The 22,050-nt window shown below is 70.9% G+C and carries 17 protein-coding genes; 10 read left to right on the forward strand and 7 right to left on the reverse strand.

All coding sequences use genetic code 11. From position 1 onward, the window contains the following. Positions 1-253 precede the first annotated feature (253 nt). The 3 genes from AP234_RS15200 (at position 254) to AP234_RS15210 (ending at position 3,569) form a co-directional block, all read left to right on the forward strand. On the forward strand, positions 254-1,267 hold the full coding sequence (locus tag AP234_RS15200; protein ID WP_055480303.1) for a LacI family DNA-binding transcriptional regulator: 1,014 nt from the start codon (positions 254-256) through the stop codon (positions 1,265-1,267). Between the two features lie 151 nt (positions 1,268-1,418). Further along, entirely contained in the window at positions 1,419-2,816 is a 1,398-nt protein-coding gene (locus tag AP234_RS15205; protein WP_055480304.1) for an LCP family protein, read from the forward strand. 225 nt (positions 2,817-3,041) lie between these two features. Then, complete coding sequence (locus tag AP234_RS15210) at positions 3,042-3,569, forward strand: hypothetical protein (protein WP_055480436.1); 528 nt, start codon at positions 3,042-3,044, stop codon at positions 3,567-3,569. Between the two features lie 80 nt (positions 3,570-3,649). On the opposite strand, the gene AP234_RS15215 is transcribed toward AP234_RS15210, so the two are convergent. Further along, positions 3,650-4,543 carry a hypothetical protein gene (locus tag AP234_RS15215; protein ID WP_055480305.1) on the reverse strand — a complete coding sequence of 298 codons (894 nt, stop codon included), beginning with the start codon at positions 4,541-4,543 and terminating at the stop codon, positions 3,650-3,652. A 404-nt stretch (positions 4,544-4,947) separates the two neighbouring features. Here AP234_RS15215 and AP234_RS15220 point away from each other — a divergent pair, with 404 nt between their 5' ends. Then, complete coding sequence (locus AP234_RS15220; protein WP_083502129.1) at positions 4,948-6,477, forward strand: serine/threonine-protein kinase; 1,530 nt, start codon at positions 4,948-4,950, stop codon at positions 6,475-6,477. Between the two features lie 36 nt (positions 6,478-6,513). On the opposite strand, the gene AP234_RS15225 is transcribed toward AP234_RS15220, so the two are convergent. After that, the gene (locus tag AP234_RS15225; RefSeq protein ID WP_055480307.1) at positions 6,514-7,494 is read right to left on the reverse strand and encodes a LysR family transcriptional regulator; all 981 of its coding nucleotides are present in this window, start codon (positions 7,492-7,494) and stop codon (positions 6,514-6,516) included. Between the two features lie 100 nt (positions 7,495-7,594). Here AP234_RS15225 and AP234_RS15230 point away from each other — a divergent pair, with 100 nt between their 5' ends. Further along, positions 7,595-8,836, forward strand: a complete 1,242-nt coding sequence (locus AP234_RS15230; protein WP_083502130.1) for a pyridoxal phosphate-dependent aminotransferase — start codon at positions 7,595-7,597, stop codon at positions 8,834-8,836. A 172-nt stretch (positions 8,837-9,008) separates the two neighbouring features. Then, the gene (locus AP234_RS15235) at positions 9,009-9,653 is read left to right on the forward strand and encodes a GNAT family N-acetyltransferase (protein ID WP_055480438.1); all 645 of its coding nucleotides are present in this window, start codon (positions 9,009-9,011) and stop codon (positions 9,651-9,653) included. A 98-nt stretch (positions 9,654-9,751) separates the two neighbouring features. On the opposite strand, the gene AP234_RS15240 is transcribed toward AP234_RS15235, so the two are convergent. Then, positions 9,752-10,303: a hypothetical protein gene (locus tag AP234_RS15240; RefSeq protein WP_055480308.1), complete on the reverse strand. Its 552-nt coding sequence runs from the start codon at positions 10,301-10,303 to the stop codon at positions 9,752-9,754. Positions 10,304-10,494: 191 nt separating this feature from the next. Here AP234_RS15240 and AP234_RS15245 point away from each other — a divergent pair, with 191 nt between their 5' ends. Beyond that, a complete protein-coding gene (locus AP234_RS15245) occupies positions 10,495-13,575 on the forward strand; it encodes a BTAD domain-containing putative transcriptional regulator (RefSeq protein ID WP_055480309.1) in 3,081 nt (1,026 codons plus the stop codon). Between the two features lie 396 nt (positions 13,576-13,971). Here AP234_RS15245 and AP234_RS15250 read toward each other — a convergent pair whose 3' ends face one another. After that, positions 13,972-15,471, reverse strand: coding sequence for a DUF7059 domain-containing protein (locus AP234_RS15250; RefSeq protein ID WP_055480310.1), 1,500 nt, complete (start codon positions 15,469-15,471; stop codon positions 13,972-13,974). Between the two features lie 48 nt (positions 15,472-15,519). Next, positions 15,520-16,134 (reverse strand): TetR/AcrR family transcriptional regulator, encoded by a 615-nt coding sequence (locus AP234_RS15255; protein ID WP_235558183.1) that lies wholly within the window; start codon positions 16,132-16,134, stop codon positions 15,520-15,522. Positions 16,135-16,349: 215 nt separating this feature from the next. On the opposite strand from AP234_RS15255, the gene AP234_RS15260 reads away from it, so the two are divergent. Both AP234_RS15260 and AP234_RS15265 read left to right on the forward strand, forming a co-directional pair. After that, a complete protein-coding gene (locus AP234_RS15260) occupies positions 16,350-17,129 on the forward strand; it encodes an SURF1 family cytochrome oxidase biogenesis protein (RefSeq protein WP_055480311.1) in 780 nt (259 codons plus the stop codon). A 100-nt stretch (positions 17,130-17,229) separates the two neighbouring features. Continuing rightward, entirely contained in the window at positions 17,230-18,426 is a 1,197-nt protein-coding gene (locus AP234_RS15265) for an amidohydrolase family protein (RefSeq protein WP_055480312.1), read from the forward strand. On the opposite strand, the gene AP234_RS15270 is transcribed toward AP234_RS15265, so the two are convergent. Then, positions 18,423-18,773 carry a DUF1232 domain-containing protein gene (locus tag AP234_RS15270; RefSeq protein WP_055480313.1) on the reverse strand — a complete coding sequence of 117 codons (351 nt, stop codon included), beginning with the start codon at positions 18,771-18,773 and terminating at the stop codon, positions 18,423-18,425. The two genes, AP234_RS15265 and AP234_RS15270, sit on opposite strands and share 4 nt — an antisense overlap. A gap of 216 nt (positions 18,774-18,989) precedes the next feature. Then, entirely contained in the window at positions 18,990-20,483 is a 1,494-nt protein-coding gene (locus AP234_RS15275; protein ID WP_055480314.1) for an amidase, read from the reverse strand. A gap of 375 nt (positions 20,484-20,858) precedes the next feature. Here AP234_RS15275 and AP234_RS34990 point away from each other — a divergent pair, with 375 nt between their 5' ends. After that, positions 20,859-21,761: a hypothetical protein gene (locus AP234_RS34990; protein WP_055480315.1), complete on the forward strand. Its 903-nt coding sequence runs from the start codon at positions 20,859-20,861 to the stop codon at positions 21,759-21,761. The last annotated feature ends 289 nt before the right edge of the window (positions 21,762-22,050 follow it).

Consider the following 22,050-nt stretch of genomic DNA (forward strand, 5'->3'; position numbering starts at 1 on the left):
GTCGCTCTCCTGCCAGGCCCCGATGATGAGGGGCGGGAGTCCTGCGATATCCCGCCCTGTCCACTCCGCGGACGGTCGCCTATCGGCCGCGGAGCAGTACGTACTGAACCGTAGGTGCTAACCAGTAGGTGCTGAACCGGATAAGTAACCGAGACCGTAGATTGGTGGGCATTGCGGTGTCAATAGGGCGTAGGCGGCGCGACCATAAAGGGGTAATGTGGCCGCCACTGGACCGGTTCAGTCAAGGGGAGACGTGAGAAGACCGACGATCGCGGACATCGCGCGACGGGCGGGGGTGTCCAAGGGCGCGGTCTCGTACGCGCTGAACGGCCAACCGGGGGTGTCCGAGGCCACGCGAGCACGGATCCTCGCCATCGCGAACGAGATCGGCTGGCGGCCCAACATCGCGGCACGCGCGCTCAACGGCGCCCGGGCGCACGCGGTCGGCCTCGCCCTGTGCCGGCCGGCCCGCACGCTGGGCATGGAGCCGTTCTTCATGGAGCTCATCAGCGGCATCGAGGCCGAGCTGTCCGCCCGCTCGTACGCGCTGCTGCTGCAGGTGGTCGCCGATCACAGTGCCGAGATGACCGTTTACCACCGATGGTGGGGAGAGGGCCGGGTGGACGGGGCCTTCCTGGTCGACCTCCACGTCGAGGACCCGCGGGTGCCGGAGACGGAGTCGCTCGGCATGCCCGCCGTCGTCATCGGGCACCCTTCGGCCGCCGGATCGCTCGTGCCCGTCTGGGCCGACGACGGCGCGTCCGTAAAGGAGACGGTCGACTACCTGGTCGCGCTCGGCCACCGCCGCATCTGCCGGGTCGCCGGACTGCCGCGGCTCGTCCACACCACGATCAGAGACCGCGCGTTCACCGACGCGTGCACGCGGTTGGGCCTGACCGGCCACACGATCCTCCACACGGACTACACCGGGGAGGAGGGCGCCCGGGCCACCCGCAGGCTGCTCAGCTCGCCGGAACGGCCGACCGCGATCGTGTACGACAACGACATCATGGCCGTGGCCGGGCTGGCCGTCGCCCAGGAGATGCGGCTGAACGTGCCGTCCGACCTGTCCATCGTCGCCTGGGACGACTCACCGCTCTGCCAGGTCGTGCGGCCGCCGCTGACCGGGCTCACCCGCGACATCCCCGCGTACGGCGCGCACGCGGCGCAGCGGCTGCTCGCACTGATCGACGGCGTTGACTCCGGCCCGCTGGAGGACGAGGCGCCCCGCCTCACCCCCCGGGGCAGCACCGCGCCGCCCGGCTGACTTCGCCAACACTCCTTGGCCGGGGCTTGGACGGCGCTTGCCGGCGTTTCAGGCCCCGCCACCGGACGTGATCGCTAAACTTGGCCCGGTTTTTGCCGCTGCTGACCTTCGACCAGGGTGTACGCCCAGGTCCTGCCATCAGGAGCAACACGTGGGTCACGTCGATGTCCGTCCGGCACGACCGGTGGAGGCGGAGCCGACGCCGCGCCGGGCCACGTCGAGGTGGCGCGTCTGGCTCTGGGTGGTCCTGTCGGCGGTGCTCGGCGTCCTGACGGGGCTCGGCGGCGGGTACGTGAAGCTCACCGCCAACGTGAAGCACGAGGACGTGACCAGGCAGGATCTGGGCTCGGCACGCCCGGTGAAGATCAGCAAGGCGATGAACATCCTGATCGTCGGCTCGGACCAGCGGGGCGGCGCCAACGCCAGGTACGGCCGGGCCCCCGGCGAGCGGACGGACACCATCATCCTCGCCCACATCTCCCCGAAGCGGGACGGCGCGACCCTGATCAGCTTCCCCCGTGACTCGCTCGTCGAACTCCCGGCGTGCCCGGCGAAGCGGAACCTCCCCGGTCAGCAGGCCCACGTCGGAATGATCAACGAGTCGTTCAACTACGGCGGCATCGGCTGCACCTGGCGGACCGTCGAGAGCCTGACCGGCATCCACATCGACCACTTCGTGAAGGTCGACTTCACCGGGTTCAAGGCCATGGTCGACGCGCTGGGCGGCGTCCCCGTCTGCATCCCCCAGCCGATCCACGACACGAAGGCGCTGCTCGATCTCCCGGCGGGGCGGCAGGTCCTCGGGGGCGAGCAGGCGCTCGGGTACGTCCGGGCCCGCTACAGCCTCGGGGACGGCTCCGACATCGGCCGCATCCAGCGCCAGCAGATGTTCCTGGCCTCCATGGTCAAGCAGGCGATGAGCGGTGAGACGCTGACCCACCCGGTGAAGCTGTTCGGCTTCCTCGACGCGGCGACCAGGTCGATCACCACCGATCCCGACCTCACCGTGGGCGTGATGAAGGAGCTGCTGACCAGCGCCCGTGGCCTCACCGCCGGGCAGATCCGGTTCGTCACCACCCCCTGGCGCTACTCGATCACCCACCCCGGCCGGGTGGAGTGGGTGCAGCCCCAGGCCGAGCGGCTGTTCAAGATGGTCGCGGCCGACCGGATCGGCAAGAACGTCGAGAGCGGCCAGCAGAAGATCCCCAAGTCGCAGATCCACGTCATCGTGCGGAACGGCGCGGGCCGGCAGGGCCTCGCCACCGAGGTCGCCGCCGAGCTGGAGCAGCGTGGCTACCACATCGTCAAGGTGGAGACGGCGGCCAAGCCGTACGCCCGGACGTTCGTCAGGTACGGCCCGAACGGCGAGGCCCGGGCGTCCCGGCTGCTGCGCGAGCTGAAGAGGCCCCGGGCGTTCCCGGCGCCGGCCGCCCAGACCCAGAAGATCATCCTCGTTCTCGGCGCCGACTGGCCGGGCATGAAGCTCCCCAGGACCCTGGAGGACGTCGAAGGCTTCGACGCCACCCAGGACAGTTGCACCGCCTCCTGACCGTGCATCACCGCCTACAGGCATGGACCGGGTTTTCGGCTCACTGCGCTGAAATTTTCACATGATCACGCGGCTGCGTACGGCACGCCAAGAGCCTGTGCGGCGGCCCTCCATCCGCGCGGTCCTGAAGCATGCGGCCACGGATCTCCCCCGCGCGAGGGAGATCCCTGGTTCCTCGGGGGGAGGCGAGGCGGGGTGCTTTCGAGCAGCCTGATGACCGTGACGATGGAGCAAGTACTTCCGGTAGCCGTCGCGCCGCCGCCCCGATGGGCCGTCCGGGCGGCGCACGCCGTTCCGTTGCTGGTCCTGCCGTCGGGGCTGTGGCGCGTCGCGCTCGTGGCCGGCGTCCCGATCGGGTACGCCGCCCACGTGCCCCCTGGCGGAGTCCAGCTCCCGCCCTGGGAGCCGTTCTACATCCTCGGGCTGAGCGTGGTCAGCGAGCTGGCCGCGCTGCTGACCCTCGGGCTGGTCCGGCCCTGGGGTGAGGTGGTGCCGAGGTGGATCCCCTTCCTCGGCGGCCGAAGAGTGCGGCCGCCGGCCGCGGTCGTCCCCGCCTATACGGCCGCCACGTTCATCACCCTGATCTGGGCCTGGAGCATCCCTCGGGCGGTTCTCGGGATCGGCTCGGGGCTCGGTGAGATCTTCTCCCCGATCGGGCATGCCGTACTGGCGGTCTGCTACCTCCCGCTGCTCGCCTGGAGGCCGCTGCTGTTCGCCGTCGCCTTCTCCTACCATCGCAGGACCCGCGGGTGACTCACCCGGCTCTGGGAGGAGCGGTCAGGCGAGGCGTCCGGCGAGTTCCTCTGGCGTGATGGCCGGATGTGTGCCGGCGGTCAGAGCAGCCAGTCGAGCAGGCCGCCGCGCCCCCTCTCCTCCGGAGTCCGGGTGGGGGCCGGGGCAGGCGTCGGCTCGCTCGTCGCCGTGGGCTGGTCGGACGGCGTCACCGGTTTCTCGTTCCGCTGGGGGTCGACGACGGCCGGGCGGCGCGATGCCGTCGTCGGGGTCGGCCGTGGTGCGGACGATCTGCGGGCGGGCGTGGCCTTCTGGGTGGGGACGACCTGCTGCGTGGGAGTGACGGCGGGCGCGCTCGTCGGGGCCGTGCGTTGGCGGACGGCCGGGGAGGGCGATCGCGCCGGGGTCGCGCCCGTGGTCGGGACAGGCTCCGCCGCGGAATCGCCGATCGACTCGGCCGAGACGGCCGGCGACGACGCCACCTCCGCCTTCGCCGCACACTCGCCGGTGCAGTTCTCGACGGGCCCGCCCACCCAGGCGCTCAGCGCCCAGATCGCGGCCGCCACCGCGACGCCGACGCCGCCCACCCGGAGCAGCACGCCACCGCGCCTGCGCTCCTCGAACTCCTCCGGTTCGTCCCTGCGCCAGCCCGAGCCGAGGAACCCCGTCGAGTCCGCGGCCTCGTCCTCGTAGACGTACGGCTGCCGATCCGGGATGTCCGTACCGGTCTCACGATCGTCGTGACCGGCGGGCTCGTCGTCCTGGTCGTACGCGCCATGCCCGGCGTGGCCTCGCTCCGGGGTCCAGTCGGTGGAGAGCAGGTCGCCGCCCGGGGCATCGCCCGCCGCCGGCGGCCCGGAACGCGGCGTGCTCTCGTCCGGCCGCCGCTGGGACCAGAATCCGTCGGCCGCCGTGGCGTACCGGGGATCGGCCTGGATGTACGGACGCACGATAGGCCCGGTCTCGGGGGAGTCCTCGGGAATCCGGTCGACCATGAGGTCCTTCCTCTTGCTTGGCTCCCGCTCCGCACCGCGACGGGAAGCCCACTGGGTCGTGTTTCAAAGTCATGCCCTGCTACGCACGGTCCAGATGGCGCCTCGCTGCGTTGTCGTCGTCGCCCGTAGCTCCGGCTACGGGCTCCTCCTCCGCCTTGCGATGCGTCCATCTGGGCCCGCGCTCGCGACGGGCAGCACTTTTTCAACACTCCCTAGGTGATGTTCATAGCACCATCCGACTCCGCTTGTCCGGAACTTCCACAGGAATCACTGGAGTCACCTGAACCACCGTACTTCCTTCGACGATCTCAAAAGACCTCCACGCGGGGCGGGTCACATCGAACGGTGAGGTGTGCAAGACTCCGCTTTCAGTGGTATTCGCCCGGGTGCAAGAGGCAGGCGAGATGGGTACTGCAGGGCAGCTCCTCGTCAGGCGATATCGGCTGGTGCGCGCCCTCGGGCAAGGCGGCACGGGCATCGTCTGGGAGGGCCGGGACACCCTGCTGGAGCGCCCGGTCGCGGTCCGCCAGGTGCTGCTGCCGCCGGATCTCGGCGAGACCCGGCGGATCCGGTTCGCCCAGCGCGTCGCCCGCGCGGCGCGCCAGGCGGAACGGCTGCGCCACCCCGGCATCGCCGCCGTCTACGACGTGACCGAGGACGACGGCACCCCCTACATCGTCATGGAGCTGGTGCGTTCGCGCTCGCTGGACGGCATCGTCGCGAGCGAAGGACCACTCCCGCCCGAGCGTGCCGTCTCCGTCGCGCGCAAGCTGCTGGCCGCGCTGGCCTACGCCCACGCCGAAGGCGTACGGCACGGCGACGTGCGCCCGCCGAACGTGCTCTTCGGGCACGACGGACGGGTGCTGCTGGCCGACTTCGGCGTCGGGGCGCTCGCCGCGGATCCGGCGTTCTCCGCGTTACATCCCCGGACGGGGCACCCCCAGACGGAGCGGGCCGCAGAACTCCGGGGGGTGCGGGCCTTCCTCTCGCCGGAGCGTGCGGACGGCGGCGCCCTCACCACCGCCTCCGACATGTGGGCGCTGGGCGCCACCCTGCACTTCGCGATCACCGGGAGACCGCCCGGCGCCAACTCCCCCGAGCCGCCTCGTGAGCATGGCGGGGAACCCGGCAGGTCACCGGAAGACGTGCTCCGCACGGTGGTGAGCGGGCTGCTGGCGCGAGATCCCCGCAAACGGCTCGATCCGCAGACCGCGGACCGGCTGCTCGCCGAGGTCGAACCGGCGGCTCCCCCGCCGTCGACCGGCGAAAGCCGTACGCGCCTGAGCCGCACCCGCCTGATGGCGGGGATCGCGGCGGCGGCCATGGTCGCCGGGGCGGCCGGCGGCTGGGCGATCCTGCGCCCGGAGCCCACCGATGCGCGGATCCCGCCGGCCGCGAACGCCTCGGGCCCCGCACCGGATCTTCCGGTGACGGCGTCCGCCGCCCCGTCCCCGTCCGCGTCCGCCGGGGCCTCCCGGCTCAGGCTCAGGTGGCACAGCTCACCGGCGGGCTGGCGGGCCGCCGTGCCGCGAGGCTGGACCGCCGAACAGTCCGAGTTCTCGACCCGGTGGGTCGATCCGAAGGGCCGGGCGCAGTTCAGCGTCGAGGTCACCGCCCAGAGCGGCACCGACCCGCTGGGGACGCTTCGCGAGGCGGAAGCCATCTTCAAGGCGAAGGACTACCGCAAGCTGCGGCTCAAGACGATCTCCAGCAAGCACGGCGTCGCCGCCGACTGGGAGTTCACCTGGACGCAGCGCGGCGCCTCGGAGGAGAACCACCTGGCCGGGCGCGGGACCTACCGCCAGGTCAGGCGGGTGCTCTCCACCGGGACCACGACCAGCGTGCTGACGTGGACGACCAGGTCCGGCGACTGGGAGCGGCTGCGCCCCACCCTGACCAGGGCCTTCGCCCTGTTCCAGCCGCCCGCGGGCTGAGCCCGCCATCGGGGACCGCCGGCACCCCGGCCATGGTCATCGTCCGTCCTGCGTGGCGGGGCCCGACATGGCCAGGTGGCCGGGCGTGTGCACATGGCCGAGATCGGCGGCGAGATAGCGGGCGGCGGTGCGGAGCGCGCGCAGCATCGCCGCGACCGACGGCCGCCGGACGGCCGACTTCCTGGCGACCGCGTAGACGCGCCGCTCGACCGGCTCACCGGGAAGCCTTCTGACGGCGATCCCCCGCGTGCCGGTGGCCAGTGCGAGCGCGGGCACAGCGGCGATGCCGATGCCCTTGCCCACCAGTCCGAGGATCGTCCCCAGCCCCTCGAACTCCCAGGCCACGGGTGGCGGCCCGCCGATGTCGGCCAGCAGCCGCTCGACGGCGTCGCGGGAGGGTTCGCTCTCCGGTGTGACCATCCACGGCTCGTCTCTCAGCGCCATCAGGTCGACGGGCACCGCGGGATCGGCCATCCGATGGCGTCGCGGCACGACGAGCACCATCGGATCGGTCAGCAACGGGATGCTCGCCAGGTCGCTGTGGTCGCCCAGGTCGCTCAGCAGGCCCTGCCAATCGTCGATCAGGGCGATGTCGATCTCGCCGGACTCGACCTCTCTGATGCCGTGCCCCGGCCGGGTCTGGCGCAGCCGCAGCGCGAGTTCCCCGTGGCGGCGCAGCAGCCGGGCGAGCGCCGGCGCGAACGCCACGGCCCCCGTCGGGAAGGCGGTCACCACCACCCGCCCCGACGGCGTGCCGGCGTGCGCGGACAGGTCGGACTCGGCCGCCTCCACCATCGACAGGATCCGTCTGCCGTGCTCGACCAGGCGCCAGCCCGCGTCGGTCAGCTCGGCGCTGCGGGAGGTCCGGTCCAGCAGTACGGCTCCCGACTCGCGTTCGAGCACGGCGAGCTGCTGGGAGACGGCCGACGCGCTGTAGCCGAGCGCCTCGGCCGTGGCGGCGATGCTGCCCCGCCTGGCGAACTCGCAGATCAGGGCAATTCTCCGGATATCGAGCATCAGTTTTCCTTACTCCTGGCCCCGGAAAGCCTCGCTTGTTCTTATGCCTTCACCCAATCACCCTGGGAACGATCCATCCACGGATTCGAAGGGAAGGCAGATGAACGTCCCGATATCGGCCACCTTGGCCGCCAATGAGGAGATCGCCCGAAGACGGCAGCGCGGCCAGCACATCGTCAACCTCGCCTTCGGGGAGGCGGGCCTGCCGGTCCACCCCGCGTTACGAGACGCGCTCGCGCGGGCGAGCGGCGACAACGCGTACGGACCGGTCGCGGGCTCGGCCGCGCTGCGCGAGGCGGCGGCGGGCTACTGGGCGCGGCGCGGCATCTCCGCCGATCCCCGCCTCGTCGTCTGCGGTCCGGGCAGCAAGGCCCTGCTGTACGGCCTCCTGCTCGCCCTCGGCGGCGACATCGTGCTGCCCAGACCGAGCTGGGTCAGCTATGCGGCCCAGGCCGAGCTGGTCGGCGTCCGCCCGATCATGATCGCGCCGCCGCCCGGCGAGGGGGGCGTGCCGGATCCTGAACGGGTGGCGCCTGCGGTCGCGGCGGCCAGGGCACAGGGCAGGACGGTCACGTCACTGCTGGTCACGCTGCCGGACAACCCGACGGGCCGGCTGGCACGGCCGGAGACGGTCCGGCGGCTCGCCGAGCTGGCCCGCGAACTGGATCTGACCATCATCTCGGACGAGATCTACCGCGACCTCGTGCACGATCCGGAGGCGGACTTCCTCAGCCCGGCGGACGTCGCTCCAGAACGCACCGTCATCACGACCGGGCTGAGCAAGAGCCTCGCCCTGGGCGGCTGGCGGATCGGCGTCGCGCGACTGCCCGAGCAGGACCGGCGGGAGAGCGGCCGCCTGGACGGACCCGACCTGCGCGAACGGCTGCTGGGGGTGGCGAGCGAGATCTGGTCGAGCCCCGCGGCGCCGGTGCAGCACGCCGCGGCGTACGCCTTCGGCGAGCCGGCGGAGCTCGTCCGGCACATCGCCGACAGCCGGAGGTTGCACGGCATCGTGGCCCGCGCGGTCGCCGAGCGCTTCGCGAAGGCGGGGGCGCGGGTGGACGACCCTCAGGGGGGCTTCTACCTCTATCCGGAAATGACGGTCTTCACCGGGTCGGCGGAGTTCGCGAGCGTGCTGCTCGAACGGCACGGCGTCGCCGTACTGCCGGGAACGGCCTTCGGGGACGCCCCGGAAACGCCACGGGTGCGCGTCGCCACAAGCCAGTTGTACGGCGAGTCCGACGAGCAGCGCACGGCCGCGCTCAACGCGGAGGATCCGCTCGGACTGCCCTGGATCGCGGCCTCCCTGGGACGCCTGGAAGAGGCCCTGCGCCGCGTCTGACCGATCCACGGATCTCCGGCGGAATATTCACCTGAACTCCAGCCGATCCGCACCTCGTCACGGCACCTGTGACCTGCGGTTTCACGCACGTAACCGGACGTTGGCCCGGGCTGCCGCAAGATGTCGCCCGTCAGTGCGCACAGGGAGGTTTCGCAGGCCTCATCATTTGCTCATGCCCGCTTTTGTCACCCTGTCCGGGCGCCTCGTGCGCCTGGAACCGCTCAGCCTCGCGGCGCTTGACGATCTTGTCGCCGCGGCGAGTGAAGACCGTTCCAGTTACGCCTTCACCCGCGTTCCCGGATGCCGGGAAGAGATGGCCTCCTATGTGGAGGCCGCCATGGCTGAGCAGGCGGAGGGCCGCACCTTGCCCTTCGCCATCCGGTGGCTGCACACCGACCGCGTGGTCGGTGCCACCCGTCTGATGCACCTGGAGTACTGGCAGGGCCCCATGCCCTGGCCGCCGGGGACGAAAGGCGTGGTGGGCGAGGTCCCGTCCGTGGCGGACATCGGTTACACCTGGCTGGCCAAGTCGGCTCAGGGCACCGGGGTCAACCGGGAGAGCAAGTTCCTGCTGCTCTCCCTCGCCTTCGAGACCTGGCAGGTTCACCGGATCACCCTTAAGGCAGACGTACGCAACACGCGATCCCGGGCCGCCATCGAGGCCCTCGGCGCGCACCTGGACGGTGTGCGACGAGCGGACAGCCGAGGCGCCGACGACACGGTCCGAGATACGGCGTACTACTCGATTTTGCGCCATGAGTGGCCCGCCGTGCGCGAGCGTCTTCGCGCCCGGTTGGGCCTCGTAGAGGCGGCGTAGTCACGCCGCCGGACATATTCCGACCGCATGCACACGAGAAAGGAATCGGCGCGGCCCGAGGGCCGCGCCGGTTTGCGGCAGGAGCGGCGGCCGGCCGATCAGGCCTGGTAGCCGTACTCCTCGTCGTAGGCGTTGTACAGCTCACGCCAGCTGGCGCAGCTGCTCGGGAAGCGGCTGTGCAGCCCGATCTGACAGACCCTCACCTGGACCTTCGCCACGTCGTGGCGCCAGAAGCCGAACGACTTGGCGTGACCCGCCCCGCACTGCTTGTACGACTTGAAGTCGGCGGACCAGCGGTGGCCGTCCCAGCCCCGGGTCCGGAACTGGACGAAGGCGCACTTGCCGCCGCGGCGGTAGGTGCGGTGGTCGAGGTCCCACAGCTTGCCGGTGACGCGTACGCGGTTCGACTCCTCGTCGTGGTACCGGACGTCGATGGAGCCACGCGCAGCGGCGAGGCGGTTGCGGGACCGGTAGGTGCCCCACCAGTCGCGGTAGTCCGAGTCGGACGGCGAGAACGAGGTGGTCGAGGCGGTGGCGGTGGTGCCGGCGGTGGTCGATGCGCCGGCGGCGCTCGCTGCGGCCGGTACGCCGACGGCGACGGCGGCGGTCACGGCGGTCAGCGCGAGGAGGTTGCGGACAGAGCGTCGCATTTCTGTTCTCCCCTGTTTGAGGACGATCCCCGGTGCTTCCGGAGGTTGCACCCCAGTGATAGACCCGCCCGTTTGCAACCCGCTTTCAACGCGCCTGACGCCGGCTCGCCTCGACGGCATCACCTATTGGACAAAGCGATCCGGGATCTATCATTTCATTCGGAAAAAGTTCTAACGGGAGATAAGGGCAAATGCCTGGTGACGCCGCCGAGCAAGGCCTGCGCTTCGCCGTGCTGGGACCCGTCCTGGCCTGGCGTGACGGCGTCGAGATCGACCTCGGGACGCCGCTGCAACGTTCCATCATCGCCATGCTGCTGCTTCGGGAGGGACGGGCGGTCACCCCGGGCGAGGTGATCGACGCGGTCTGGGGGGAGGAGGCGCCGCCCCGGGCGCTCGGCGCGCTGCGCACGTACGTTTCCCGCCTGCGGACGGTGCTGGAACCCGGCCGGTCCCCGAGGACACCGCCCGAGGTGCTCAGGTCGGTCGGCAGCGGCTACGCGCTGCGGCTCGATTCCGGCCGGCTCGACCTCGGCGTCTTCGAGCGGACCTGCGCCGCGGCCGATGCTGCCCGCAGGAACGGCGGGCTCGAGGAGGCGTCGGGTCTCCTGCGCGGCGCCCTCGGCCTGTGGTCGGGCGAGCCGCTCGGCGGCGCGGTCGGACCGTACGCGGAAAACCAGCGCGACCGGCTCGCGGAACGCCGGATCGGCACCGTCGAGGCGCTGATGACGCTCGACCTGGAGCTCGGCAGGCATGCCGAGGTCATTCACGAACTGATCTCGCTCACCGCCGAGCACCCACTGCGGGAACGGCTGCGCGCCCAGCTCATGCTGGCGTACTACCGGTGCGGACGGCAGGCCGAGGCCCTGTCGGTCTTCGCCGAGACCCGGCGGGTGCTCATCGACGAGCTCGGCATCGAGCCCGGCCCCGAGCTGACCGATCTGCACCACCGCATCCTCGCCGCCGATCCCGCGCTCGCCCTCCCGCCCGCGACGTCCGTGCTCACGCGGGACCGCGAGCCGGTACGGCCCGAGGCCGTCGGAGGGACCGACGGGGACGGCGCCGTACCGGTCGTCGAGATGCCGAAGCCCGCCCAGCTCCCGGCCGCCGTAGCCGACTTCACCGGCCGCGTCGGGGCGGTGCGGCGGCTGCTCACGCTGCTCGGCGGCGGTGACGGCCCGGACATCGCGGAGGAGGACGTCCGCGGTGGTGGGCAGAGCGAGGGCATGCCGATCGCGGCGATGTCGGGCATAGGCGGCGTCGGCAAGACCACGCTCGCCGTTCACGTGGCCCACCTCGCCGAGGACCTGTTCCCCGACGGCCAGCTCTACGCCGACCTGCGCGGGTACGGCAGCGAGCCGATGCAGCCGGACACCGCGCTCGGCGCCTTCCTGCGCGCCCTCGGCATCCCGGCCGACGTCATCCCCGAAGGCCTGGCCGAGCGGTCCGCGCTCTTCCGGTCGATGCTCGCCGACCGGCGCATGCTCGTGCTGCTCGACAACGCCCGCGACGCCGAGCAGGTCGAGCAGCTGCTCCCCGGCTCGGCCGGCTGCGCGGCGATCATCACCAGCCGGGGGAAGCTGGCCGATCTGCCCGCCGCCCGGCTCATCGATCTCGACGTCATGGAGCCGGAAGAGGCGCTGTCGCTGTTCGCGGCGGTCGCCGGGCCCGAGCGGGTCGCCGCCGAGCACGCCGCGGCCATGGACGTCGTCGCCGCGTGCGGATTCCTGCCGCTGGCGGTCCGCATCGTGGCCGCCCGGCTCGCCGCCCGCCCCTCCTGGACGGTCGCCTCGCTCGTCCCCCGCCTGGCCGACGAGCGCCGCAGGCTCGACGAGATGAAGATCGGCAATCTCGCGGTCTCCGCGACCTTCTCCCTCGGCTACGGCCAGTTGGAGGCGCGCCAGGCACGGGCGTTCCGCCTGCTGTCGCTGTCGACGGGGTCGGACATCTCGGTTCCGGCCGCCTCGGCCGTCCTCGATCTCGGCCTGGCGGAGGCCGAGGACCTGATGGAGTCGCTCGTCGACGCCAGCCTGCTGGAGGCGCCGGCGCCGGGCCGATACCGCTTCCACGACCTGCTGAAGCTCTTCGCCCGCCGCCGCTGCGAGGACACCGACGAGCCGGCCGAGCGCGTGCTCGCCATGCGACGGCTGCTCGGGTTCTATCTCGCCTCGGCCAGGTCGGCCCATCGCCTCGCGTACGAGGGCAGCGCGATCGCCGACAACCTGGCGGACGGCTGCGTGACGGACATCGTGACCGGCCACCGGCACTCCTTCACCTCGACAGACGAGTCGGTCGCCTGGCTGTCGGTCGAGGCCGAGAACATGTTCGCCGCCACCGCCCAGGCCGCCGCCTCGCCGGCTGAAGGCCGGCACGAGGATCTTCTCCCCGCGGCGAACCTGCTGCTCGCGATGGAACCGCTGGTGGAGTCGGGGACCAACCAGCGGGAGTTCGAACAGCGTGCCGGGGCCGTACTCGCCGCCGCCGCCCGCATCGGCGACCGGCGCGCGGAACTGCGCTGCCGCTACGTGCTCGGCCGGGTGCTCTTCGGCGCCAACCGGCTGGCCGAGGCGGAACGGCACTTCCTCGCCGCGCGGGCGCTCGCGCTGGAGACGGGTGACCGCATCGTGCTCGGCGAGACGTGCAACGCGCTCGCCGTCGTCGCCGGGCGGCGGCGCCGCCACACCGAGGCCCTGGAGTGGTTCGACCGGGCCACCGAGGTCTACCGGGAGACCGGCAACCCGGCGGGGCAGGCCCTGGCGCTGAGCTACTCGGCCCGCGACCACCTCGGCCTCGGGAACGTCGACGCGGCGATCGCCGTGTCCGAGCGCGGGCTGGCCATGTTCACGGAGATCGGCAGCGGTGCGGGGCTCGCCAGGGCGCGCTACCACCTGGGCATCGTGCTGTCCACCGTCGGCCGCCTCAACGAGGCCGTCGTGCACCACGCCGAGTGCCTCGACTTCTTCCGGGCCGGCAAACAGCGGGTGTGGGAGCAACGGGTCTGCTACCGGCTCGCCGCGACCTTCATCGCCGCCGGGCGGTTCACCGAGGCCGCCCGGCACGCCGAGCAGGCACTGACCGTGAGCCGCGAGATCACCCATCCGTACGGCGAGGCCCAGTCGCTGGCCGCGCTCGGCAAGGCCCTGCACGGCATGGGGGAGACCCACCGCGGCAGGGAGTCCCTGACCAGGGCCCTCGACATCTTCACCAGACTCGGCTCGCCCGAGGCCGACGACATCCGGGCACTCCTCCGGGAATTCGACCAGATCGAGACCTGAGCCGCCGCCCGGTCTCTCCGGCAGCCCCGCGCCACCGGTCCGTCACCAGGTCCGTCACCCGGTCCCCGCACCGGACCCGTCACCGCACCCTGCCCACCAGGCCGCCTGGCCTGGCACCCGTGCCCATGGCCACCGCGCCGCCGGCCCCTGTAACGGCGGCGGGAGTGTGGGCGTCCGGCCGGCCACCGGCCACCACCCGGCTGTAGGGGGCCCGGTTCTCCGAGCACCGGATGGCGGCCGACCGCCTCGTCCTGTGACCGGCCGGACCAGGTCGTGTCTGACAAGTCATGCCCTGTCAGGCACTCCCCGGGTGGCCCGGATCCTGAAACCCCCAGTCTCGGACCCGGGCCCGACAACAGCATCGGACGGGCCGTTCAAGGGCCGTTCAACGTTCGATCAATGCGTGGTTGCAACCCGGAAGAATCCCTCGGCGACCAGCGTGCGGAGCTCGTCGGGCGCCCGGCCCAGCAGGTCGGACGCGTCCTGTCCGGTGAGCTCGGCGATCGCGGCCAGCAGCGGACGCGCCGGGATCTCGCCATCGCATACCCCGGCGAGCGCCGCCTCCACCGTGCCCACGGTCGAGGTACGGCACAGCCCCCGGGTCTGCCGCAGCACGATACGCGAGGGATCGTCGGCGCCGGGCGGCCCGACCCGCTCCTCGACCACCCCGTCGGCGACGGCCAGCGGCGTGTCCAGCAGTTCCTCGTCCGTCATCGCATACGCGTCCTTCATCGCGCGCAGCACATCCGGGACGTGCGCCCCCACGGGAGACTCGATCCGCTGCCGCAGTTCCTCCACCCGGACCACCGGATTCCGCGAGCCCGAGTCGTGCAGCGCGATCCAGCCGAATCCCACGCCGGTGACGCCCATCGACTCCAGCCACGTCAGCCACTCGTCGTAGCGCTCCCGATAGGCGGACGTGCCCTGCTCGGCCGAGTCGCGCAGCCACAGTTCGACGTACTCCGCCGGATCCTGGACATCGCGTTGTACGGCCCAGCCGTCGCAACCGGTCTCCGCCAGCCAGCCGCCCACCCTGTCCTGCCAGTCCTCACCCCGGACGTGCAGCCAGTTGGCCAGGAACCGGGCGTGGCCGCCCTGGCTCAGGTGGCCGGGCGCCCGGCGGATCAGGTCCCGGCAGAACTCGTCGCCCCGGAAGCCGGACTCCCGGTACGCGTACCGGGAGGCGGGTGAGATCACGAACGGCGGGTTGGACACCACGAGGTCGAACCGCTCACCGGCCACCGGGTCGTACATCGACCCCTCCCGTGCGTCGACCCGCCGGCTCGGCACGCCCGACAGCTCCCAGCTCAGCCGGGCCAGGCGCAGTGCCCTCGGGTTGACGTCGGTCGCGACGATCCGATCGGCCCGGTCGGCCAGGTGGAGCACCTGCACGCCGCAGCCGGTGCCCAGATCGAGGGCGCGCCCCACCGGCTCGGTCCACGCGAGCCGGGCGAGATTGGCCGAGGCGCCACCCGCCCCGACGACGTGGTCGGCCCGCAGCGCCGGATCTCCGGGACGGACCTTGCGATCGGAGACCACCCAGGCGGCGACGTCCGAGCCGTACGGGCCCGCCGATCCGGAAGAGACGGGCCAGGGCCGAAGATTGACGGTGGCCTGCACGGTGTCGCCGACCCGGGCCAGCAACCCGGCGTCGATGAGATCATGCAGTGGCAGGTCCGGCGCCGCCGCGCTGACCGGGACGCCCAGCCACCACAGCCGGATGAACACGGCGAGCGGATCGCCCTCGCGGGTCGCCCGCAGGGCCGGCACGATCTCCTCGCGCGCCAGCGCGGTCGCGGCCATGTCGCCCAGCCGGTCCCGTACGCCGTCGATCGTGTACCCGATCTCGAGAAACCTGTCACGAAGCCGGAGTGCCAGCTCGGAAGGGACATCCACGGAGAAGAATCTATCGCGGGTGGCGGGTCCCACCCTGTGTTCCGGGGGTCAGGCGGGTGTGGCCTGCGGCATGCGGAGGCTGTGCCAGGCGGCCTCGCCGAGTTCGCGGATCTCCTCGTCCGAGGGCTGATGCGCGCCGGCGAACCACAGACGGCACATCTCCTGCGCGGGGCCGAGCCAGAGCACGTAGCACATGGTCGGCGGGACGGGGCGGAGCACGTCGTTCTTGACGTGCGGACGCCACCAGTCCGCCACCTGACGGAAGAAGTTGCGCCGCGACTCCGCGACCTCCGGACCGCCGGGCTCGTTGCGGCGCGGCGGGCGCTCGCTTATCAGCAGCCGGGCCCGCTCGGGATATTCACCGCACCAGGCCATGTGCAGCCCGACGATGGCCCCGATTCCGGCACGCGCGTCGTCATGCCGCACGAGCTCCCGCACGAAGGCGTCCTGATACATCCCCAGCGTCTCGGTATAGAGCACCCCGAAGACGTGCTCTTTGCTGGTGAAGTGGTGGTAGAAGCTCCCGACACTGACGCCGCTCTCCTGCCTGAGGCTGGCGAGCGTCGTGGCCGAGACACCGTTCTGGCTGAACCGGCGCAGCGCCCCTTCGATGATCCGGGCCCGGCCGTCCCGGCCGTTCTTCGCGCTCTTCACGGTCTCCACAACTTCAATGGTGACGCAACAGAACCTTATTCTGCAAATATGACCGGGATTTTAAGAATGATAACAGCGCGTGCTCACGAATACATGATCTCATCTCGTCCCCGAGGTCCCTTTCCTGGGCGTACGGCACCGCCCGGCCCGGGCCGACCACCCGCCATACCGGGAGACGGCGGGCGGGAGCACGACCACCCGGTGGGCTGCCTACGCTGGTTCACGTGTACCGCTTCCTCGTCACCCCGCGCTGGGTCGGGCTCCACCTGCTCGTGCTCGCGCTGATTCCGGCCTTCTTCTTCCTTGGGAAATGGCAGTACGGGAGGTTCGAGGAGCGGTCAGCGCAGAGCACCCGGATCACCGCCAACCTGAAAGAGCCGGCGGTGCCGATCGAACGCCTCGACGCAGTCGGCGCAACCGTCCCCCAGGCGGTGCGGTACCGCTCGGTCACCGTCACCGGACGCTACGACCCCGCGCACGAGGTCGTCGTACGGCGCCGCACGCAGAACAGCAGGGTGGGCTTCTACGTGGTGACCCCGCTCGTCACGGACCGGGGCGCGGTGCTGGTGAACCGCGGCTGGGTGCCGCCCGGCGCGACCGCCGACGCGCACCCGCCGGTCCCCGCGCCACCCGGCGGTGAGGTGACGGTCACCGGCCGCCTGCGGCCCGCCGAGTCGACGGAGAGCACCGGCATCAGGCTCCGCGACGGCCTGCCCCCCGGCCAGGTGCTGCTGATCGACACCGCGGAGATCGGCAAGGGTCTGCCGTACGGGCTCTTCGGAGGGTTCGTGGAGCTGACCGGACAGGAGCCGGCGGCCGGGGAGGCGCCCGACCCGGTGCCCGCGCCCGACGTCGGCGGTGGCGGCGGCCTCAACCTGGCCTACGCCGTACAGTGGTGGATCTTCATCGGGGTGGCGGTCGGCGGCTGGGCGCTGCTCATCCGCAGAGAAGCCCGTGACCTGCGGGCCACGGGGTCGGAAAGCGCGGCAAAAGCCTCAGTTTAGGGGTTTTACCGGCCGTTGGCATCGCGTGGTGAGCGAACGGATACCAACCGGAGACCTCGCAGCTTGTTCGGTGTGACCCCTTGGCCGTACGGTTACCAGTGTGACGACGCCGCTGCATCCCGACCCAGAGCCGAGGCGGCGGGACTACGTGATCATATCGGTCGACGATCACCTGATCGAGCCGGCCGATCTATTCGACGACCGCCTGCCCGAGAAGTACAAGGACCACGCGCCCAAGGTCGTGGAGACCGAGGCGGGCCATCAGGTGTGGCGATATGGCGGGGCCACCTACCCGTGTGCCGGACTGGACGTGGGCGCGGGCCTGCCAAAGGAGCAGTGGACGCTCGACCCGGTGCGCTTCGAGGAGATGCGGCCGGGCTGCCACGACATCGAAGCCAGGATCGCCGACATGGACCGTGCCGGAATCTGGGCGGCCCTGTGTTTCCCCGGCATGCTGGCCAACCAGGCGGGCGTGCTGTTCGCCAGGACCCGTGACCAGGACCTCGGCCTCGCCCTGGTCCGGGCCTGGAACGACTGGCACGTCGACGTGTGGGCGGGCACCTATCCCGAGCGCATGATCGCGCTACAGATCCCCTGGCTGCGCGACCCCGACGTCGCGGCCAAGGAGATCAGGGCCAACGCCTCACGCGGATTCAAGGCCGTGGTCTTCCCCGAGTTTCCGACGAGACTGCGGCTGCCGTCCATCCACAGCCGCCACTGGGATCCGTTCTTCGCCGCCTGCGAGGAGACCGGCACGGTCGTCTGCCTGCATACGGGCGCGTCCTCGTGGGCTCCGGTGCCGTCGCCGGACACTCCGATCGAGGCGATAACGACGCTGATCCCGGCGAGCGCGATGTTCGCGTGCGCCGACTGGCTGTGGTCGGGAGTCGCGCTGCGCTTCCCCGCGCTGCGCATCCTGATCGTCGAGGGTGGTGTGGGCTGGCTGCCGATGCTCGCCGACCGCGCCGACTACGCCCTCGACCACCTGGTGGCCGACGAGTCCCACTGGGACGGCGGCCTCAAGCCGAGCGAGGTGCTGCGGCGGAACTTCTACTTCGGCACCCTGGACGACAGCGCGCTCAGTGCCGTACGGATGGCCGTCGGCATGGAGCACGTGCTGCTGGAGAGCGGATATCCGCGCGCTGAGTCCACCTGGCCGGACACCCAGCGCACGGTGGCACGCAACCTCGGCAGCCTGCCGCCCGCCGACATCGCGCGGGTCGCGTACGGCAACGCCGCCCGTCTGTTCGGGCATCCGCTGCCGTCGCGTGCCTGGCTGCGGATGGAGCAGCTCTAGTTCGCATGGGGTGGGGGCGGGTCCTGCCGCTCCCACTCCACATATCGGCCGCTCTCGCCGAGGAGCGCCGTCACCAGCCAGAGGAACACCCCGAAATCGTCCACCACGCCGATCCCGAGCAGGAACTCGGGGATGGCGTCGATCGGCGAGACGATGTACGCCAGGGCCGCGCCGAACATCGCCACCTTGCCCCTGGTGAGGCCGTGGTAGTCACCGCGCAGCGCGGCGCGCAGCATCCGGGGCATCGCCTTGATCCGGTTGCCGACACCGGGCGAACCGGGCTGGGACACCTCACGGTACGCACGCCACGTCGCCGCCGCCCGTCCCCCTTTGGCCGCCTTCGCCATGAGCACACCTCCACCGGTAACGTGCCCTTTTTGCCCTCCCGTTAACGTACGGCGGGTTCCCGTCGGTTCCTGCCCAGGTCGTGTAACGGACACCGCCGAGGAAGACACTGATCGGTTCGTTCCGGTCGCTGCGCCGGGAGGAAGCTCCGGTCCGCCGCCAGGCCCCGCCGAGCGGGGCCCGATGCGGTCCTCGCTCCCTGCTATCCCGCCGACCCGCTAGGTGGCGGTCTCCAGCTGGGCGCCGATCCGGATCAGCAGGTCCTCCCGCCCCGCGGCGGCCACGAACTGGACGCCGACCGGCAGGCCTGCGGCCGTACGGCCTGCGGGAAGCGAGATCGCGGGCTGACCGGTGGAGTTGAACGGCGCGGTGAAGGCCGCGGCGAGCCCGGCCCGCTCCAGCGCCAGATAGACGTCGTCGTCGGAGATCCAGCCGAGCGGGAAGGGGGCGACGGCGAGCGTCGGCGTGAGCAGCAGGTCGAATCCCGAGGCCGTTGAATCCGGGGCCGCGTAATCCGGTGTGGTGGAATGCGGTGTGGTGGAATGCGGTGCGGTGGAATGCGGGGCGGTGGAATGCGGCGTCCACCAGTGCGCCATCCGCCGGCGATACCCGTTGAGCATGCCCAGCGCGGCCAGGTAGTCGGTGGCGGACATGCGCCGACCGGCCTCGGCCACCAGCCGGTTGTGCGGCTCCAGCTCCGCCGGCTCAACCGGCCTGCCCCGCAGCGCCGCGATGGTCTCCAGCTCGGCGGCCACGTTCGCACTGATGATCGCGCTGTGGTACATGGGGAAATCCGGATCGGCCAGGGCCTCGGGGTGGGCCGGCACGACCTCGTGCCCAAGCGATTCCAGCAGGGCAGCCGTCCTCGTCACAGCCGCGGTCACCTCGGCGTCCTCCGGCACTTCGCCGCGCGGATGGACGGTGACGAAACCGATCCGCATCCGCCCGGGGTCGGCGCCGGCCTCCTCGGCCAGGGGCCGCCGCCACGCCGGCGCGGCGTAGGGGTCGCCCGGCATCGGCTCCGAGAGCAGGTCGAGCAGCGCCGCGGTGTCCCGTACGGTCCTGGTGAGCACACCCGTGGTCGAGAGCCCGCCCCACGACTCGGCCAGCGAGGGTCCGAGGCTGCCCCGGCCCCGGGTCGGCTTCAACCCGACCAGTCCGCACATGCTCGCCGGGATGCGGATCGACCCGCCGCCATCGCTCGCCGTCGCCACCGGGACCATCCCGGCCGCCACGGCCGCGGCCGAGCCGCCGCTGGAACCACCGGCGGAATAGTCCGGGTCGTACGGGTTTCTGGTCGGTCCGTACGCCAACGGCTCGGTCGTGATCGTCGTCGCCAGCTCGGGGACGTTGGTCCGGCCCAGGATCACGAACCCGGCGCGGCGCAGCACCGAGGTGCCGTGGAAGTCGTGGTCGGCCACCACGCCGTCAAGGATCTTCGATCCCGCACCGTACGGATCTCCGGCCGACTCCCAGCCGATGTCCTTGAGCAGGATCGGCACGCCGCGGAAGGGCGCGTCCTCGGGGATGTCGTCGATCTCGGCGAGGGCCCGCTCGAACCGCCGGTGGATCACCGCGTTGAGCTCGCCGTCGAGGGCCTCGATGCGGGCGATCGCCGCCAAGGCCGGCTCGCGGGGGGATACCACCCCGTTCCGTACGGCCTCCGCCTGGCCGACCGCATCCAGCGAGAGCAACTCGTCCACGTCCACCATGCCGTCCTTTCCGAGGGGTGACCTTCATGAGGGCGGGCCGCAAGATCTAACAAATCGTCCCGGCGAATCGGAAACCGGGCTCGTTGACCGGACCCTGGCGAATTCAAAGCCCAGGAATCGGATCAGACCCGACTGAACTCGCCATACGGCGTGAACCACGGCGATCCGTCCGCCGCAGGATACCGGACGGTCACGGACCCTCCAGATGATCGATATGCGGCGGCAAATTCCGCCGTTCGACAGGGATGACCGATCGCCGATGGTGGGATTGATCACCCTGTCACGATCCCCGAGCTGCTCCCCCTCAAGAAGGACAAGGAATGATCGACCGGGGAACACATGCATTTGCACCCATCATGGTGGGGGCGGACCTGGATGACCGTCGTCGTTCTGGTCGCCCTGCCCATGCAGAAAGACATATCGGACCACCTGTCAGGCGTCGCCTCTCCGCTGCCTATGGCACGGCAGATCACGGTGACGCGCGAGATCCCTACGGCACACGAGATCCCGGCCGCACAGGAACTCCCCGCGGCACAGGAACTCCGGGCGGCGCACGAGATCCCGATGGCACGGGAGAGCGCCGTGGCGCACGAGATCCTGGCGGCGGTCGAAATCCTGGCGGTGGCCCAGATCCCGGTGGCGGGCAAGCCGACACCGAGCCGGCCCGCACCGGACGAACCGATATCAGACGATCCGATGCCCGAAGACGGCGAAGTCGAGGAGACCGGAGTGGCGGAGTCCGAAGCGGACGCTCCGGAACCGGATGCGGTGGCGCAGGTGACGCTGGAGCTCCCAACGGGGGGAATCCCCCTCGCCGGCACATTCACCGCCAAGGTCGTGACCTGGGACGCCTCGGCCGCCGCCATGCGACTGAACCAGCAGGATGCCGCACAACATTTGGCCGAGGCCGGGCTGAAATGGACGTCCACCGGACGCTGCACCGACCGGCGCAAATCATCGTGCACGTCGCTGGACTCCATCAGGTACGGCACGCTCATGCGGCTGATCGACCTCAGGCGCGCCAGCGGCTGCGAGATCACGATCACGGGCGGCACCGAGACCGGTCACGCCAACGGACGCTACAGCCACAGCAACGGCTACAAGGTCGACATCGCCCACAACAAGTGCATCGATACCTACATCAGGGGGAAATTCCGTCGGCTGAAAAGCCGGGGCGACGGCTCGACGCTCTACCGTCCGCCCTCCGACTCGGCGATGTCCTCAGCCTCGGCCGTCTACGCCGATGAGCGCACCCACTGGGACATCCTCTTCCTCTAACCCCCCCACCCAAACCCCCACATCCCACACCACCCCCATCACCCCCCCAACCACCTCCCGTGATCTTGCGAATACTCGCACGGTGGCCGTACAGGCTGGGCGAACACACGTCGTGATCTTGCAGTTTCTCGCAAAGGGCATGCCCTACCTGGGAGAACACCATCCGTGATCTTGCACTCGACATCGACGGCGAAGTGCAAGATCACGAACGATATAACCGCAGTTCAGGGCCACTCTCTGCGATTATCTGCAAGATCAAAAAGGGAACCGGCCTGGTCAGGACCCCATC

The sequence above is a fragment of the Sphaerimonospora mesophila genome (assembly GCF_001417795.1).
Taxonomy (GTDB): Bacteria; Actinomycetota; Actinomycetes; order Streptosporangiales; family Streptosporangiaceae; genus Sphaerimonospora; species Sphaerimonospora mesophila.

Excerpts from the sequence above, each read along its gene's own strand:
- AP234_RS15210 (WP_055480436.1), top strand. The coding sequence starts at position 3,042 with ATGGAGCAAGTACTTCCGGTAGCCGTCGCGCCGCCGCCCCGATGGGCC.
- AP234_RS15215 (WP_055480305.1), bottom strand. The coding sequence starts at position 4,543 with ATGGTCGACCGGATTCCCGAGGACTCCCCCGAGACCGGGCCTATCGTG.
- AP234_RS15220 (WP_083502129.1), top strand. The coding sequence starts at position 4,948 with ATGGGTACTGCAGGGCAGCTCCTCGTCAGGCGATATCGGCTGGTGCGC.
- AP234_RS15225 (WP_055480307.1), bottom strand. The coding sequence starts at position 7,494 with ATGCTCGATATCCGGAGAATTGCCCTGATCTGCGAGTTCGCCAGGCGG.
- AP234_RS15230 (WP_083502130.1), top strand. The coding sequence starts at position 7,595 with ATGAACGTCCCGATATCGGCCACCTTGGCCGCCAATGAGGAGATCGCC.
- AP234_RS15235 (WP_055480438.1), top strand. The coding sequence starts at position 9,009 with ATGCCCGCTTTTGTCACCCTGTCCGGGCGCCTCGTGCGCCTGGAACCG.
- AP234_RS15240 (WP_055480308.1), bottom strand. The coding sequence starts at position 10,303 with ATGCGACGCTCTGTCCGCAACCTCCTCGCGCTGACCGCCGTGACCGCC.
- AP234_RS15245 (WP_055480309.1), top strand. The coding sequence starts at position 10,495 with ATGCCTGGTGACGCCGCCGAGCAAGGCCTGCGCTTCGCCGTGCTGGGA.
- AP234_RS15270 (WP_055480313.1), bottom strand. The coding sequence starts at position 18,773 with ATGGCGAAGGCGGCCAAAGGGGGACGGGCGGCGGCGACGTGGCGTGCG.
- AP234_RS15275 (WP_055480314.1), bottom strand. The coding sequence starts at position 20,483 with ATGGTGGACGTGGACGAGTTGCTCTCGCTGGATGCGGTCGGCCAGGCG.
- AP234_RS34990 (WP_055480315.1), top strand. The coding sequence starts at position 20,859 with ATGACCGTCGTCGTTCTGGTCGCCCTGCCCATGCAGAAAGACATATCG.